Origin of the sequence: Stenoxybacter acetivorans DSM 19021 (assembly GCF_000745895.1) — a bacterium.
In the GTDB taxonomy this organism is placed as follows: Bacteria; Pseudomonadota; Gammaproteobacteria; order Burkholderiales; family Neisseriaceae; genus Stenoxybacter; species Stenoxybacter acetivorans.
In genome coordinates this window covers 14,936-30,556 of record NZ_JQKE01000030.1, presented here as the reverse complement: position 1 = coordinate 30,556, position 15,621 = coordinate 14,936, and the positions used below count along the sequence as shown (strand labels likewise).

Genomic DNA, 15,621 nt, shown 5'->3' with positions numbered 1-15,621 from the left:
TTGACGATTTGTGGCTCAAAACCACCGTTTCGGTCTCGCGGTGTTTCCAATTCAAAGCTGCCGGAATTTGCCTTGACCGTCTTTTTGGTGTAACCGTTGCGGCGGTTGGGCTCTTGTGGGTTCTGTTCGAGATAATGTTCGATTTCGGCATCAAGAGCAGCTTCGGTCAGTTGTTTGATAAGCGGGGTGAGTATGCCGTCTTTTCCTGTCAGTGCTTGACCTGATTGAAGCTGTTTAAGTGCTGTTTTAAAGTCGAATATGGGGTTGTTCATGTGTTGTCTCCTATTTGGAATAGTTTAGGGGATTGACACAGATTTTTGAACACTACCCTGTTTTAAAGTCGAATATGGGGTTGTTCATGTGTTGTCTCCTATTTGGAATAGTTTAGGGGATTGACACAGATTTTTGAACACTACCGACACCGAAAAACGCACTAAATTCAATCGAACCTATTACCGTATTCTTGATACCGCATTAAAACTATTTGATGAAAGAGGTGAGCGCAATGTCGGCTTAAATCACATTGCAGAAGCTCTGCGCATTTCTTCGGGCAATTTGCACTATCATTTCAAAAATAAAGATGAAATTATCTTACACCTCAACCGCAAATTTCAAAAGGATTTATTTCAATGCTTTCTCTCAGTTATCGACCAATTGCCGATGACCGGTGATAAGCTTTACCTATTGCTGAAAAACATCACCCATATTATGTGGAAATACCGCTCCCTTTTATTGGATAATCACTCCTTGATTGCACGCCATCCCGACTTATTGAAAGAATATTCCCAATTTCTTAATAAAGATTTGCTTCCAATACTTTCCATATTCCTGATGCATTCTGAAAAAGCAAATCTTATGACCATACAGGGAGAAGGAGATGATCAAAGTACCAAAATATTTGCTGAAAGCCTGTATATAGTGACCAAATATTGGTTTGATTTTGAATTCACTTTAAAAGGCAAACTCTCAAGCATATCCTCTTGTTTTCGCTGCGCGCAATACATTATGATTCTGATGCGCCCTTTTGTTCACAAACCGATTTTATCCGAACACGATCGGGTAATTGCCTTGCTGAGAGCCGATGAAATCAAGTCCATTCAAGGCAGCCACAAAGAATCACAGGAAATCACAGGAAATCACAGGAAATCACAGGAAATCACAGGAAATCACAGGAAATCACAGGAAATCACAGGAAATCACAGGAAATCACAGGAAATCACAGGAAATCACAGGAAATCACAGGAAATCACAGGAAAATTTAACGAATGAACATCACCGTATTGGCGGTGGGCGTAAAAATGCCGCACTGGGTGAATGAGGCCGTTGCCGACTACGCCAAACGCTTTGGGCGGCAAATTCAGTTTCAGCTTAAAGAAATCAAACCCGAAAAACGCGGCGCGGGCGTAAATGCCGCGCAAGGCATGGCAGCGGAAGAAGCGAGAATTATCGCCGCCATACCCAATCACGCGTTTTTGGTGGTGTTAGATGAGCGCGGCATTGCCATGACTTCCGCCGAATTATCAGGCTGCCTGAAACAATGGCAAGGAAACGGCGATTCCGTTTGCTTTGTTATCGGCGGCGCAGACGGCATGACCGCCGCACTCAAACAGCGCGCCAAATTAATGCTGCGCCTCTCTTCCATGACTCTGCCGCACGGCATGGCGCGGGTATTGCTCACCGAACAGCTCTACCGCGCCCAATCCATTCTCGACAACCACCCCTATCACCGCGAATAAAGCCGTTTCAGGCAGCCTGTTGGTTTTCAGATAGCCCATTGATTTTCAGGCAGCCCATTGATTTTCAGACAAACCACCCTACCCTTCTTCTTGAAGACATCAGGCAAAGCGCGGATAATTCACCCAAAATTTTCGCCCTCAAAAATTCTTCTTTCCAAGTACACAGATAAGGCTGTTTATGACCTCCCCCACTGCCAATGCCATTCGTTTCTTAGCCATTGATGCCATTCAGAAAGCCAACTCCGGACACCCGGGCGCGCCCATGGGCATGGCGGAAATGGCAGATGTTTTGTGGCGTGAATTTCTGCACCACAACCCTGCCAATCCGTATTTTGCCAACCGTGACCGTTTTGTGCTGTCCAACGGCCACGCTTCCATGCTACTGTACAGCTTATTGCATTTAAGCGGGTATCAAGTCAGCACTGAAGACTTGAAAAATTTCCGTCAATGGCACAGCAAAACGCCCGGGCATCCCGAATACGGCTACACCGACGGCGTAGAAACCACCACAGGTCCCCTGGGGCAAGGCATTGCCAACGCCGTGGGCATGGCATTGGCAGAAAAAATTCTGGCAGAACAATTCAACGAACCAAACTTCGCCATTGTTGATCACCACACCTATGTATTTCTGGGCGACGGCTGTTTAATGGAAGGCATTTCCCATGAAGCCTGCTCGCTGGCGGGCACTTTGGGCTTGGGTAAATTGATTGTGTTGTACGACGACAACAATATTTCCATAGACGGTAAAGTAGATGGCTGGTTCACCGAAAACATACCCGAACGCTTCGCCGCCTACGGCTGGCATGTTGTCCCGAAAATTGACGGCCACGATACCGCCGCCATTCGCGCCGCCATTGCCGAAGCCAAAGCCGAAATCGGCAAACCATCGATTATTTGTTGTAAAACCATTATCGGCAAAGGCGCGGCAAATAAAGCGGGCAGCCACAAAACCCACGGATCTCCCTTAGGAGCAGACGAAATCGCCGCTACCCGTGCGGCATTGAATTGGCAATACCCCGCTTTTGAAATCCCGCAAAGCATTTATGACGCATGGAGTGCCAAAGCAGCAGGGGCGCAGCTAGAAAACGAATGGAATGCCTTATTTGCCCGATACCGCGCCCAATACCCGGAAAAAGCCGCCGAATTTGAACGGCGTATGGCAAACAGGCTGCCTGAAAACTTTAATGCCGACATTCAGGCAGCCTTAGCCACCGTTTGCGCCAAAGCCGAAACCATTGCCACCCGCAAAGCCAGCCAAAACAGCATCGAAATTTTGGCACACGTCTTACCTGAATTGGTGGGCGGCTCTGCTGACTTAACCCCGTCTAATCTCACCGATTGGTCTGCCAGCCGCGCCGTTACCGCATCAAGCGGCGGCAATTATATTCACTACGGCGTGCGTGAATTCGGCATGGCAGCCATGATGAACGGCTTAACACTGCACGGCGGCATCAAACCCTTCGGCGCAACCTTTTTGATGTTCAGCGAATATGCCCGCAATGCCCTGCGCATGGCAGCCTTGATGAAAATCAATCCGATTTTCGTGTTTACCCACGATTCCATCGGCTTGGGTGAAGATGGTCCCACCCATCAACCCATCGAACAAACCGCCACCTTGCGCCTGATTCCCAACATGAGCGTGTGGCGGCCTTGTGATACGGTTGAATCCTTAGCCGCATGGGCACACGCCGCCCGCGCCGCAGACCACCCCAGCTGCTTGATTTTCAGCCGCCAAAATCTGCCGTTTATGCCGCGCAATGCCGCGCAAATCGCGCAAATCGAACGCGGCGGCTATCTACTGCGTGAGGGCGAAGGCGAAGCCCGTGCCGTGCTGATTGCCACAGGTTCGGAAGTGGCTTTGGCAATCGATGCCCAAGCGGCGTTGGCAAAACAAGGTATTGCCGTTAATGTGGTGTCCATGCCCAATACCTTTTTATTCGACCGTCAAGAGGCCGCTTACCGCACCGATGTTCTGCCGCCTCATTTACCCCGCATTGCCATTGAAGCCGGTGTTACCAATGGCTGGCATAAATATGTGGGCAGCAACGGCGCAATCATCGGCATCGACCATTTCGGTGAATCCGCGCCGGCAGAGCAGTTATTCCATGCATTCGGCTTCACGGTTGAACACGTGGTTGATGTGGTGAAACAGCAATTGGCGGTTTAACGGTTATCGGCAAATTGCTGTCATCATAATCATCGGTACGCAGTCATCTGTTGCTTAACAAGATTGCCGCGCCGATGTATTGTCTTTTCGCTTTTTGCAGAATCCAAACGAATCATTTATTGCTTTAAAACCATTTTTCAGGCAGCCATGCACATTGGTCTTCATACCGTAAACCCGCCGCTGGCACTTGCACCCATGGCGGGGATTACCGACAAACCGTTTCGCCAACTGTGCCGTGAATTGGGTGCAGGCTGGGTGGTTGGTGAGATGCTCAGCAGCGATCCCGCTTTACAGCACACGCGCAAAAGTCTGCACCGCACCGACCGCAGCGATGAAAACGGCGTTATCGTGGCACAAATTGCCGGCAGTAATCCGCAGCAAATGGCAGCGGCGGCACGTTTTAATGCCGCAAATGGTGCGCAGGTTATCGACATCAATATGGGCTGTCCGGTAAAAAAAGTGTGCGGCACCTTGGCGGGCAGTGCATTGCTGCGTGATGAACGTTTGGTGGAAGCCATTTTGCGGGCGGTTGTTTCGGCGGTTGATGTGCCGGTTACACTGAAAACCCGTTTGGGCTGGGACGAACAACAGCAAAATCTGCCCGCCATTGCTGAAATCGCCGAAGCATCGGGCATTGCCGCATTGGCGGTACACGGGCGCACCCGCGCCGACATGTACCGAGGCGAAGCCCGCTATGATTTGATTGCCGAAGTCAAACGCCGCTTGCGTATTCCTTTGTGGGTGAACGGTGATTTAGACAGCCCGCAAAAAGCGATGCAGGTACAGCGGCAAACGGGGGCGGACGGCGTGATGATTGGGCGCGGCGCACAAGGACAGCCGTGGCTGTTTCGCGATTTGGCACATTATTACCAACACGGCAGGCTGCCTGAAGCCTTAAGCCCGTCGGAACACGCCAACATCATTATCCGCCACATAACCGCCATGCACGATTTTTACGGCGGTTTTATCGGTACACGCACGGCGCGCAAACACATCGGCTGGTATGTACAACACTTGCCCGAGGGCGAAGCCTTCCGCCGCCGCATCAATCAAACCGATGATGCCTACAGCCAGCTCCGGCAGCTGACAGCATTTTTAGACAGCCAAGTTCACCGCTTGAAAACATGGCCGTGTGCGTATCGCGGCTTACTTTGAAAAAACAGTTAATTGAAAAAACAACCTGCCTCAACCAAGGAATTTCCATGCTTTGCTCTGCTCAAATCGACACCGCCGTTTACCGCCGCCGCCGCGAAAATGTATTGCGCCAAATCGGTGAAGACGGTATTGCCATTGTGTTTGCCGCACCCGAACAACGCCGCAGCGGCGACACCGATTATCCGTTTCGCCAAGACAGTTATTTCTATTATTTAACCGGTTTTACCGAACCGCAAGCGGCTTTGGTGCTGGACGGCAAAAACCAAACCGCAGCCCTTTATTGCCGCGACAAAGACGAATCCCAAGAAATTTGGCATGGCTTTCGTTATGGCGCGGCGGCTGCCAAAACGGTATTCGGCATGGAACACGCCGGCAGCATCAGCCAATGGCAAACCGCTTTTCAGGAAGCCCTTGCCGGACACAGCCGCCTATACGCTTTGTGGGGCTTATATCCCGAACACGATCAAACCTTATTGCGCATTTGGCATCAAATACAGCAAACCGCCGGACAACGCGCCGCTGCCCAAGGTGTGCTCGCACCCGATGGCTTAATGGATTTAAGTAAAATCCTCAACCGCATGAGATTAATCAAAGACGAACACGAACAAGAGTTAATGCGGAAAGCCGGCAAAATCAGTGCTGCCGCACATGTTCGCGCCATGCGTTATGTACGCAGCGGCTGCCGAGAATATCAAGTGGAAGCGGAAATTCTGCACGAATTTATGCAGCAAGGTGCGCGGTATTCGTCGTATAACAGCATTATTGCCGGCGGTAAAAATGCCTGTTGTTTGCATTATGTCGATAACCACAGCCCGCTTGCCGACGGCGATTTACTGCTGATTGACGCGGGTGCGGAATATCAAATGTACGCGGGCGACATTACTCGCACGTTTCCCGTCAGCGGAAAATTCAGCGGCGCACAAAAAGAGGTCTATGAAATTGTATTGGCAAGCAATATCGCCGCCATTGAAGCCATTCGCCCGGGTGCAGACTGGCAAGTCATCAGCCAAGCCGCCATCGCTCAATTAACACAAGGTCTGCTGGATTTGGGCTTGCTTTCAGGCAGCCTGAACAGCAACATCGAAACTTCGGCATACCGCCGATTCTACATGCACGGGCTGGGGCATTGGCTGGGCATGGACGTTCACGATGTGGGCGGACGTTTCAACGACAACGGTACACCAATCTTGCTGCAAAGCGGCATGTGCACCACGGTTGAACCGGGCTTATACATCGCCGCCGCCGATGACATTCCCGCCCATTTCCACAACATCGGTGTGCGCATTGAAGACAATGTATTGATTACCGATAACGGCTGTGAAGTCTATACCGCCGACGCACCCAAAACCGTGGCGGCAATTGAGGCGTTAATGGCAGAGTAAGCCAGTCATCACGTTATCAACACAATCGGTGCATGAAACTGTGTATAAGCTGTTTGGTATTGCTGAAAATACCTGAAAACAAAGCCATTTTATGCACTGCTTAAAAAATAAGCAGTGATTGACGGCTTTATCGGATAATTCTTTACAATATCAAAGAAATAACAAAATCACCTGTTACTAATAAAAAATCAGCAACGCAGCAAGCAGTTCGCCGCGGCTGTTATGACTATTTACTTTTCAGGCTGCTTGAAAAACATTTCGGCTGCCTGAAAAATTCAAATAGCCTGTTATCCCGAGTTTATCGCTCCACTGAGCGTGCCGTATAGGCTCGTATTGCTTCGCTAATAACCAGCGTTTGTGGTTTACCTGTTCGTTGCGCCGTTTCTTCAATCAAATTAATCACCGCAATCGGTAATTTAAAGCTCTTTACCCGCACTCCGCGCTTCTCATCGCTGCGCCGCTGAATTTCCGCTTGTGTCATCGCCATATCTTACCCCCTTGATTTTTTACGTTTATATCAGTATAGTGGTGAAAGAGGGGGAGCGGTAACTCCCCCCGCACTGTTTAATGTGTTATTACCAAACTTGACCGCTAATCAAGAGCAATAACACCAGCACGATTACTTTGATGAATGTACTCATCTGGTAATCCTTTCAAGTGCCAGCCCCGCTTCGGTGGGGCTGTTCCCGTTCTCGGCAAGCTCATCTTGCCAACTGGGTATAATTATAGGTAAATCTATAATTTGAATCAAGCCTTTTTTGTTATTCTTCAATTATGGCTAAACTACTAAATTTTTCAAAATGATCGACTGGAAAAACTACGGCTAATTGTCTGAAATCTGTTAAATTAAGTCATGTTTACTTTTTTGAAAAAATAATAGTATGGCTATATTTTTTGTCTTTTTTTCTGAGAAATACCGTTCAAAACAAAGCGTTAAAACCCTTTAAACCACCAGCCACCGCCAAACAAAAATAAAAAAGCCGCGTTTAATCATCATTAAACACGGCTTTAAACCTTTTTAAACCACCTTTTAACCACCCTCGTAGCCTTGATCGGCAAAAGTTAGCAATTTTTCGGCAATTTTCAGAAAAAGTTACCGACACACAAACTCTCTAAAAACCACCCCTAACCAATTGACCTCGCTAAATTTTTTTCACCTTTTTATAACACCCTTAATCTGGTAAAAGTTACCACCACCCCACATTGCCTGAAAAATATTTGGCTGCCTGAAAAATATTCAGGCAGCCTTTGATGACAGCAACGCATCAATGACGGAAATGCCGCACACCCGTCAGCACCATAGCAATGCCGTGTTCATCGGCAGCGGCAAAAACTTCTTCATCGCGCACCGAACCGCCCGGGTGAATAATCGCCTTGATGCCTTGTTCGGCAATAACGTCCACGCCGTCGCGGAACGGGAAAAAAGCATCAGAAGCGGCACACGCGCCATTTAAATCAAAACCACCCTCTTGCGCTTTGCCGGCGGCAATGCGGGTAGAATCCACGCGGCTCATTTGTCCCGCACCAATACCATAGGTTTGTCCGCCTTTGCCGAACACAATCGCATTGGATTTAACATATTGCGCCACACGCCACACGAATAATAAGTCTTGCCATTCTTGTTCGGTCGGCGCACGTTTGGACACCACGTGTACATCACTGCGGCTCAGCCGATGCAAATCCGGCGTTTGCACCAGCAAACCACCGCCGACACGCTTCAATTCAAAGCGGTTTGCACCCGCTTGCAGAGGAATTTCCAAAACACGTACATTTTTCTTAGCGGCAATAAGGGCGCGGGCTTCGTCGCTGAATTTCGGTGCCATCAATACTTCTAAAAACTGATGGGTAACAGCCTCCACGGTAGCGGCATCTACCTCACGGTTAAAAGCAATAATGCCGCCGAATGCGCTGGTGGTGTCGGTGGCAAATGCCAAGCGGTAGGCAGTGAGCGTGTCTGCCGCAATCGCCGCGCCGCAAGGATTGGCGTGCTTCACAATCACGCAAGCCGGTTCATCAAAGGCTTTCACTGCTTCCCACGCCGCATCGGCATCAGCAATATTGTTATACGACAATTCCTTGCCTTGCAACTGGTTATACGCCGACAGGCTGCCTGAAGCAGGGTAAACATCGCGGTAGAACGCGGCTTGTTGGTGCGGATTCTCACCATAGCGCAAATCTTGCACTTTCAGCCAGCTTTGGTTGAATTGCTGCGGAAATACATTTAAATGCGGCTCTCCGCTGAGGGCATCGTCATTCACGCTGGTGAGGTAATTGGAAATCATGCCGTCGTATTGAGCGGTGTGCGAAAAGGCTTTGCGCGACAGATTGAAACGGGTTTTATCACTCAATGCGCCGCCGTTTGCCTGCATTTCATTCACGATTGATTCGTAGTCGCGGCTATCAGTAACAATGGCAACGTGTTTCCAATTTTTGGCAGCGGAGCGCACCATGGTTGGACCGCCGATGTCAATGTTTTCAATGGCATCTTCCAAAGTACAGCCGGTGCGGGCAACGGTAGCGGCAAACGGGTAGAGATTGACGCACACCAAATCAATGTTGCCGATGTCGTGTTCTGCCATTTTTTCTACGTGTTCGTCCAAATCGCGCCGCCCCAAAATACCGCCGTGTATTTTCGGATGCAGGGTTTTGACCCTGCCGTCGAGCATTTCGGGAAAGCCGGTGTAATCGGCAACCTCTGTTACGGCAATGCCGGCTTCTGCCAACAGATTCGCCGTACCGCCGGTGGACAGTAATTCAACCCCCATGTGTGCCAATGCGCGGGCAAAATCCACCGCACCGGTTTTATCTGAAACACTTAATAAGGCGCGTTTAATCACAGCCATTTTGTTTTCCTTACGGTTTTTCTTGTAACAATTGGTATCGAATGAGTTTCTTACGCAAGGTATTGCGGTTTAAGCCCAATATTTGCGCCGCTCGGGTTTGATTGTGCCGGCAGCTTTCCATGACATACCGAAACAGCGATTCTTCTGCTTGGTTCATAATCATTTCATACAGACTGCACGGCATCTCGCCGTCTAAATCGGCAAAATACTGCTGCAACTGGTGTTCGATGCATTCAGTGATGCTGATGTTGTGTAACATAATGACCCATTCCAAAAAAAGCGGCAGATGTGTCGGGGGGCTGTATTTTACAGGCTGCCTGAAAAAGTGAATACCTAAAAAGGTAAATATGATTGTTCGGCGTGTTGCCGCAAGGTTGCGTTCAGAGCAGCCGATAATGGTTTCAGCGGCAAATCAGCCGCCGCGTTTGTATTGGCAATGACAATATTTTGTACAAACAATCTGCCTGAAAACACATCGGCAATCTATCCGCCGTATCAATTGAAAAAACACCCAAAAGCAATCTGCTTTTGCCATTTCTGCCCGCGCCGCAATTGCCGCATTGGCTTCGTTTACCCGCGCGAAGTAAACAACGTATCTTCGTCTTATTTTGCGAAAACACAATCCAACATTACCGCGTATTACGAAAAATTGCCGCCCGAAGCCTTGCCTGCACTCTGAACCCGATACGCCAAATACACCGCCAATACCGCACCCAAAACATCGGTAGCTGCGTCCCAAACATCACCTTGACGATTGCGGGTGAACAGAGCTTGCAAAACTTCGCTGACTGCCGCCCAAAATACGGCGGCGGTTAATAAACCGCGCCAGGGCACGGGTTTATCGGTTTCAATAAAAATTTTTGCCAGCAACCAAAATTGTCCAAAAAACAGCCCCATGTGGGCGATTTTATCAAAATGAACAAACGGCGGCGGCGAAGTGCCGCCATCGCGGAAAAACAAAGCGTACAGGCTGCCTGAAAACCACACAAACGCAAACAACAGCCATTTATTCATGCGCCGCTTTCGGCTAAATAATGTTCACACTCAGCTGCCAAACGCATAAACGCGCCGCCGCGGCGGGTAAAAATATCACACCATTGCGCCACGGTTTCCGCTGTGGGTGCATCATCTGCGCTGCATTCGTTGAGCCAAAAATCCAGCACTTCAGCACACACGGCAATGGGTTCGGTTTGGAATAAGCTCGTGGTTGGCATTATGTTGCTTTTGAATCAGTTTCGTGAATCGGGCTCGGTTTCTGTTTTCGTGTTCGCACGTAAAGCCGCTTCAAATTCATCAGTGCTGGGCAAAAGCACAAATACGGATTGATTGTCTGCCTCATCATCGTCTTGATTGCGGTAAGGTTCGGGCAAATGTCTGCTGCTTGCCACGCCCAATTGGCGCAAACTTTCGGCTTGTCTGATTAAATTGCCCCGCCCGCTTTGCAACTGCCTTATTGCGGCATCATATTGGTTTTGCGCCTGACCGATGTTTTTGCCGACACTCTCCAATGTGGACACAAAACCGACAAATTTGTCATACAATTTACCACCGGCTTGTGCAATTTTCAGGGCATTTTGATTTTGCTGTTCACTGCGCCAAATATGGGCAATGGTGCGCAAAGTAGCCAGCAAAGTGCCGGGACCGACCAACATAATGCGCTTTTTAAACGCTTCATCAAATAAACCCGGCTCATGCTGCAACGCAACCAAATACGCGGGTTCTACCGGAATAAACAAAAACACAAAATCCGGGGTGTTGAAGCCTTTGATGTTGTCATAGCGTTTTTCGGCAAGGTTTTTGATGTGATTGCGCACCGATTGTACATGGGCGCGTAATTCACGTTCGGCGTCTTCCGGCTGGCGTGCTTGCGTATAGCGCACATAAGCAGTAAGCGACATTTTGGAATCAATGATAATGTGTTTTTTGTCGGGCAGATTCACCACAATATCGGGCTGAACACGGCGTTCTTCATCATTTTCATCGGTACTCACACCGCTCATTTGTACAAAATACTCGCGCCCTTTTTGTAAACCTGAATTTTCCAACATGGTTTCCAAAATCATTTCGCCCCAATTGCCCTGGGCTTTATTTTGTGTGCCAATCAGTGCGTCGGTGAGTGCTTGTGCGCCCTCATGTAGCTGAGTGTTGAGTTTTTGCAGGTTTTGCAATTCGGTTTCTAAACGATTGCGCTCTTTGCTTTCTTTTTCGTAGGTGTTTTGAATCAGCTGGCTGAAACCCTGTACACGCTCGTGCAAAGGATTGAGCAAAGTTTCTAAATGGTTTTTGTTTTGTTCGCCAAACTGCTTGCCCTTTTCTTCGAGAATTTCGTTCGCCAATACTTTGAATTGATTGCTCAAAGTTTCACGTGCTTCGGTTAATAAGGCGAGCTTTTCTTGGTGGCTGTCGCGCTCTTGCTGTAACTGGGTTTGCAAACGCCCATGCGCCACTTGCAGCGTGTTAAATTGGGTTTCCAAATTTTGATAATCATTTTTCAGAACACGCCAATCACTTTCTTGTTCTTGCCAATCAATGACTTGCTGCCGTGAAGATGATAAATTGCTTTGGGCTTCCTGAAAACGCACCAACAAGGCTTGATGCGCCTCTTGCAATTGCTGTTTTTCCTGACGCAATTCGGGAATTTGCCGATTGGTGGTTTCCGCTTGCGTCAATTGGGTTTGGATTGCCTGAAACTGGCTTTGTAATGTTTGATATTCTTGCTGTAATTGCTGTTTTTCTTGGCGTAGCGGTGCAATCTGCCGATTTTCGGTTTCCGCCTCGGTTACTTGCACATTTTTGTCTTGTAAATCTTGCTGAACGCTTAACAACTGCAATTGGCACGATTGAAGCTGGTCTTGCAGCTGCTCTCCCGATGCCTGCCGACGGGCAATATCGGTTTCCAGTTCATGAACGTCATTGCGTAAACGCTGCTCACGGCGGCGCATCAGCAAATAGACAACAGGGACAAGCAAAACCAACAAGGCAAAAACGATGATGGTTGAGAGCGGAAATATAAACTGAGGCATAATTCAAACAAGCACACAATTAAGGAGATTGTATTATTGTACCCCATAAGCCTCTTTTCTTGTTCTGAAATCCGCTAAGTTCTTTTACTTTGTGTCTGCCAGACATTCAGAAACGGCTTGATAACTGCGTTCACAAAGACCCCGACGGTTTTCTGCGGTGTCATCAATGGGATTCAATACCGACAAATGCGCTTCTGTTTCAGGGCAACGCAGCAAAGCACATAAACTTTGCCACAGGCTCATATCGCCGTAATACGCCGCTGCACGGCAAAGCGTCTTGTCATGATTGAGGTAACGCAATGCCAAAGGTTGTACCGGTGTACCGGCATCTAAGGCTGCCTGAAACACATACGATTTAAACGGCAGCAAAACACTGCCGTCGCTGCTGGTGCCTTCGGGGAAAAAAGCAATGCGCTCGTATTTTTTCAAGCGTTGGCTAATGTTTTCCATGGCGGCGGCTGCCATTTTTTTATTACTGCGTGATATAAAAATATTGCCGGTATTGCTCACCAAATAGCCGATAATAAACCAACTTTTGACATCGTCTTTACACACAAAAGCACAAGGCCGCCACGCATTAATCACAAAAATATCCAGCCACGAGATGTGGTTGCACACGTATAAACCGTGGTGAAGCGCGTTATCGGCGTGATGCAAATGCAAACGAACACGGCATAATCGCAGCAATATCACCGACCATTTTTGTACTTGCTCACTTCGTTGCCGTTCGCTTAAAAACGGAAACAAACAGGCTATTTTCAGGCAGCCTGCCCATAAATGAATGCCGATGCACAACAGACGACTCGCAAGACACAAACGCGGAAACAAAATGGATCTTCCCTATTTCAAAAAATGCCGCGCATAACGGGGATTCATCTGTGCCAAGGGCATCATCACCAACACATCAGCGCATTGAAAATCTTCATCAAGATGCGGCTCTCCGCACACATAAGCACCGGCGCGCAAATAGCCTTTGAGCAATGCGGGAAGTTCAGCCTCATGCGCTTGATTTTCATCAAAACTCGGCAACGGTTTTTTGGGGAAAACGCGGTATTCTTCCGGCGCGTAATGCAAGGCTTGTAATTGACGGAATACAGCCGCCGCTTGGCAACCGCCATCGTCAACACAAATACTGCCGCAACCAATCATATAATCCAAACCATTTTGCTGCATGAATTTTGCCAAACCCGCCCACAGCATGGCAATCACCGCACCGTCGCGAAAATCAGGGTGAACGCAGGCACGCCCCAATTCCACAGTTTTCGGCAAAATCGGTTGTAAACGGCTTAAATCAAATTCGCTCTCCGAATACCAGCCACCCGCTTTTTGCGCCGATGCGGCATCCAATAACCGATAACAACCCACCACGCGATTGTGTTCATTTTCACGCACCACCAAATGGCGGCAAAACGAATCGTAATGATCAACATCACGTTGGCAGTCGGAAACGATATTCGCGCCCATTTCCTCGGCAAATACCTGATAGCGCAAGGCTTGTGCCTCGTCAATTTCGGCAGCGGTTTGTGCCAATGACACGCTGAAACGACTGTTGGCAAAATAAAGAGGCTGCATGAATATTCCTGTTTCATTAAAGTCTCAGAGATGAGAACAGAATACGCACGTTCAATGACAAAAATATGTCATTAACCAATGTACTTCAACAGAAGAAATTTAAAGAAAAACCAATGATTGTTTACATTTGCTTCCCGCCGCTCCCCCCATTCATTGCATTCATTGATGGCAAAGAAGTAGGATTATCACACTTGCGGAATGTAAAATTATTCCATATTTTGTACCTACACCGTCATTCTATCGAATAAAAAAACGCTTGACCACACAACAAACAAATTTGCTTTGTTTGCCTCAGCAAATTTTCTTCACCCATGTTGCATTAGCGATTTAATAAGCCATTCCACAGTGTCTAAAGCCCGAACAGATGCAGGACGAGAAGCTGAACCGGCATATACGCCATTATTGATTTTCAAAGTGCAAAAACAACGTCTGCCACCAAGGAACGCGGTATTGACGGTGGTTAAAAAATAAAGGATAAGAAACGGCATATTGCCGTGGATATTATAGGAAATCTGTTATCAGCGAAAAATTCACGCAGCAAATATTCACAACACAAAATCCGGCATTTCGGCTGCAAAAAAAGCATTTGAAAGATACCAAACCATCAAGCGGTTCAGTGCTGAACTCGGATTATCGCAAGACTTTTGAGGAAAATGTCGCTGACCAATTGGGTATTGGCGTTGATATTTCTGCCCGAATTACGCCTGAATGTCTGGTTTTACCTAAACGTTGGGTTGTTGAACGAACCTTTGCTTGGGTAAATCATTCAAGGTTACTCAGTAAGGATGACGAGATTAAATGCAAACATCAAGAAAATGATTTTATCACTTCCCATTTATATACTTTGCTTAGGTATTATTGAACATAAGTTCTCAAAAAATGCCGCGCATAACGGAGATTCATCTGTGCCAACGGCATCATCACCAGCACAGGCAAACAACAGACCAATTAAAAACACAACACCACAAAGAATATGTACTATCATGATGATCACTCCTCATTGGTATTCTTCGATACACTGAAATAAAATTTTATTTCAGTGTTGTAATATGGATTTCATCAATCGCATGAATACCCATTATCAGAGGACTTACCCGTTTTTATTTGTTATTGGCATCTATGCTGATTCTGTTTCTCAATTCAAATCAATTAATATATCAATACGACTAATCTTCAGTTGATTAATATTTGATTTATGAGACTCAATGAATTTTTGTAAACTTCTGGAGTTCTCAATAGAGAAGAACAATCCTCGATGAATAAATATTCTTGCCGTACCCACTCTTGAAGATAATGCTTCAAATACAACTAATGCAACATTTTGGTCAGGATGGAAATTAGCAAACAATGGAACATTCTCTCGCTTAGAATGATGAAAACATAGTTTTCCAATATATCTTCTCACTGTCCAACAAGATTCGATCTGCCTATCCAATATATCTTTATTTTCTGCACTCAGCAAAGCTCGCCACGCACCAAGACACAGTTTCTCATATGGAAGTAATTCGCTTACATGTTCGAAAAAAATTCGATAAAAAAATCTAAATATGACGTCCATCATTTACAAGAATTTCCTCTAAGATTTTTCTTGAATTTTTTAATAAAAAAATGAACAAAATAGTCATGTTTTATATAAGGGATAGCAGCCAATACCCATATTGATATTGTCAAAAAACCATATATTTTTTCTTTAGGCTTAAACAATACCAACAATAATATACTTCCAAAGAAAAATATCTGGAA

General features: G+C 47.2%; 16 protein-coding genes and 1 pseudogene. 7 read left to right on the top strand and 10 right to left on the bottom strand.

Going from position 1 to position 15,621, the window contains the following annotated elements:
* A partial coding sequence (locus Q384_RS05510; RefSeq protein ID WP_037586468.1) for a transposase occupies positions 1–272 on the bottom strand: 272 nt, incomplete at its 3' end.
* Between the two features lie 133 nt (positions 273–405).
* On the opposite strand from Q384_RS05510, the gene Q384_RS05505 reads away from it, so the two are divergent.
* The 5 genes from Q384_RS05505 (at position 406) to Q384_RS05485 (ending at position 6,440) form a co-directional block, all read left to right on the top strand.
* On the top strand, positions 406–1,269 hold the full coding sequence (locus Q384_RS05505; RefSeq protein ID WP_037586467.1) for a TetR/AcrR family transcriptional regulator: 864 nt from the start codon (positions 406–408) through the stop codon (positions 1,267–1,269).
* On the top strand, positions 1,266–1,736 hold the full coding sequence (gene rlmH, locus Q384_RS05500; RefSeq protein ID WP_037586466.1) for a 23S rRNA (pseudouridine(1915)-N(3))-methyltransferase RlmH: 471 nt from the start codon (positions 1,266–1,268) through the stop codon (positions 1,734–1,736). The genes Q384_RS05505 and rlmH overlap by 4 nt, the downstream gene beginning before the upstream one ends.
* A 178-nt stretch (positions 1,737–1,914) precedes the next feature.
* Positions 1,915–3,903 (top strand): transketolase, encoded by a 1,989-nt coding sequence (gene tkt, locus Q384_RS05495; protein ID WP_037586465.1) that lies wholly within the window; start codon positions 1,915–1,917, stop codon positions 3,901–3,903.
* A gap of 147 nt (positions 3,904–4,050) precedes the next feature.
* The gene (dusB, locus tag Q384_RS05490) at positions 4,051–5,058 is read left to right on the top strand and encodes a tRNA dihydrouridine synthase DusB (protein WP_051940509.1); all 1,008 of its coding nucleotides are present in this window, start codon (positions 4,051–4,053) and stop codon (positions 5,056–5,058) included.
* A 47-nt stretch (positions 5,059–5,105) separates the two neighbouring features.
* The gene (locus Q384_RS05485; RefSeq protein WP_051940513.1) at positions 5,106–6,440 is read left to right on the top strand and encodes an aminopeptidase P N-terminal domain-containing protein; all 1,335 of its coding nucleotides are present in this window, start codon (positions 5,106–5,108) and stop codon (positions 6,438–6,440) included.
* 298 nt (positions 6,441–6,738) lie between these two features.
* Here Q384_RS05485 and Q384_RS05480 read toward each other — a convergent pair whose 3' ends face one another.
* The 3 genes from Q384_RS05480 to Q384_RS05470 form a co-directional block, all read right to left on the bottom strand.
* The gene (locus Q384_RS05480; RefSeq protein ID WP_037586464.1) at positions 6,739–6,927 is read right to left on the bottom strand and encodes a hypothetical protein; all 189 of its coding nucleotides are present in this window, start codon (positions 6,925–6,927) and stop codon (positions 6,739–6,741) included.
* Between the two features lie 778 nt (positions 6,928–7,705).
* On the bottom strand, positions 7,706–9,283 hold the full coding sequence (gene purH / locus Q384_RS05475) for a bifunctional phosphoribosylaminoimidazolecarboxamide formyltransferase/IMP cyclohydrolase (protein WP_037586463.1): 1,578 nt from the start codon (positions 9,281–9,283) through the stop codon (positions 7,706–7,708).
* Between the two features lie 10 nt (positions 9,284–9,293).
* A complete protein-coding gene (locus tag Q384_RS05470) occupies positions 9,294–9,542 on the bottom strand; it encodes a helix-turn-helix domain-containing protein (RefSeq protein WP_037586462.1) in 249 nt (82 codons plus the stop codon).
* A 177-nt stretch (positions 9,543–9,719) separates the two neighbouring features.
* On the opposite strand from Q384_RS05470, the gene Q384_RS13240 reads away from it, so the two are divergent.
* Positions 9,720–9,962: a hypothetical protein gene (locus tag Q384_RS13240; protein ID WP_156956464.1), complete on the top strand. Its 243-nt coding sequence runs from the start codon at positions 9,720–9,722 to the stop codon at positions 9,960–9,962.
* Here Q384_RS13240 and Q384_RS05465 read toward each other — a convergent pair.
* From Q384_RS05465 to Q384_RS05445, 5 genes are all read right to left on the bottom strand, one after another.
* Positions 9,923–10,297: a VanZ family protein gene (locus Q384_RS05465; RefSeq protein WP_037586461.1), complete on the bottom strand. Its 375-nt coding sequence runs from the start codon at positions 10,295–10,297 to the stop codon at positions 9,923–9,925. The genes Q384_RS13240 and Q384_RS05465 overlap by 40 nt on opposite strands.
* Positions 10,294–10,497: a hypothetical protein gene (locus Q384_RS05460; protein WP_037586460.1), complete on the bottom strand. Its 204-nt coding sequence runs from the start codon at positions 10,495–10,497 to the stop codon at positions 10,294–10,296. The genes Q384_RS05465 and Q384_RS05460 overlap by 4 nt, the downstream gene beginning before the upstream one ends.
* A gap of 15 nt (positions 10,498–10,512) precedes the next feature.
* A complete protein-coding gene (locus Q384_RS05455) occupies positions 10,513–12,306 on the bottom strand; it encodes a DNA recombination protein RmuC (RefSeq protein WP_051940506.1) in 1,794 nt (597 codons plus the stop codon).
* An 84-nt stretch (positions 12,307–12,390) separates the two neighbouring features.
* Complete coding sequence (locus Q384_RS05450) at positions 12,391–13,134, bottom strand: lysophospholipid acyltransferase family protein (RefSeq protein WP_051940503.1); 744 nt, start codon at positions 13,132–13,134, stop codon at positions 12,391–12,393.
* A gap of 12 nt (positions 13,135–13,146) precedes the next feature.
* Complete coding sequence (locus Q384_RS05445; RefSeq protein ID WP_037586459.1) at positions 13,147–13,878, bottom strand: GNAT family N-acetyltransferase; 732 nt, start codon at positions 13,876–13,878, stop codon at positions 13,147–13,149.
* Between the two features lie 715 nt (positions 13,879–14,593).
* Between Q384_RS05445 and Q384_RS13235 the strand changes: the two are divergent.
* Positions 14,594–14,671: pseudogene (locus Q384_RS13235) on the top strand (IS5/IS1182 family transposase); the annotation flags it as partial.
* A 342-nt stretch (positions 14,672–15,013) separates the two neighbouring features.
* Here Q384_RS13235 and Q384_RS05440 read toward each other — a convergent pair.
* Complete coding sequence (locus tag Q384_RS05440; protein ID WP_037586458.1) at positions 15,014–15,439, bottom strand: hypothetical protein; 426 nt, start codon at positions 15,437–15,439, stop codon at positions 15,014–15,016.
* Between the last annotated feature and the right edge of the window lie 182 nt (positions 15,440–15,621).

What these genes read in the sequence shown, in the direction of transcription:
- rlmH (WP_037586466.1), top strand. Translation starts at nt 1,266, where the DNA reads ATGAACATCACCGTATTGGCGGTGGGCGTAAAAATGCCGCACTGGGTG.
- tkt (WP_037586465.1), top strand. Translation starts at nt 1,915, where the DNA reads ATGACCTCCCCCACTGCCAATGCCATTCGTTTCTTAGCCATTGATGCC.
- dusB (WP_051940509.1), top strand. Translation starts at nt 4,051, where the DNA reads ATGCACATTGGTCTTCATACCGTAAACCCGCCGCTGGCACTTGCACCC.
- Q384_RS05485 (WP_051940513.1), top strand. Translation starts at nt 5,106, where the DNA reads ATGCTTTGCTCTGCTCAAATCGACACCGCCGTTTACCGCCGCCGCCGC.
- Q384_RS05480 (WP_037586464.1), bottom strand. Translation starts at nt 6,927, where the DNA reads ATGGCGATGACACAAGCGGAAATTCAGCGGCGCAGCGATGAGAAGCGC.
- purH (WP_037586463.1), bottom strand. Translation starts at nt 9,283, where the DNA reads ATGGCTGTGATTAAACGCGCCTTATTAAGTGTTTCAGATAAAACCGGT.
- Q384_RS05470 (WP_037586462.1), bottom strand. Translation starts at nt 9,542, where the DNA reads ATGTTACACAACATCAGCATCACTGAATGCATCGAACACCAGTTGCAG.
- Q384_RS13240 (WP_156956464.1), top strand. Translation starts at nt 9,720, where the DNA reads ATGACAATATTTTGTACAAACAATCTGCCTGAAAACACATCGGCAATC.
- Q384_RS05465 (WP_037586461.1), bottom strand. Translation starts at nt 10,297, where the DNA reads ATGAATAAATGGCTGTTGTTTGCGTTTGTGTGGTTTTCAGGCAGCCTG.
- Q384_RS05460 (WP_037586460.1), bottom strand. Translation starts at nt 10,497, where the DNA reads ATGCCAACCACGAGCTTATTCCAAACCGAACCCATTGCCGTGTGTGCT.
- Q384_RS05455 (WP_051940506.1), bottom strand. Translation starts at nt 12,306, where the DNA reads ATGCCTCAGTTTATATTTCCGCTCTCAACCATCATCGTTTTTGCCTTG.
- Q384_RS05445 (WP_037586459.1), bottom strand. Translation starts at nt 13,878, where the DNA reads ATGCAGCCTCTTTATTTTGCCAACAGTCGTTTCAGCGTGTCATTGGCA.
- Q384_RS05440 (WP_037586458.1), bottom strand. Translation starts at nt 15,439, where the DNA reads ATGATGGACGTCATATTTAGATTTTTTTATCGAATTTTTTTCGAACAT.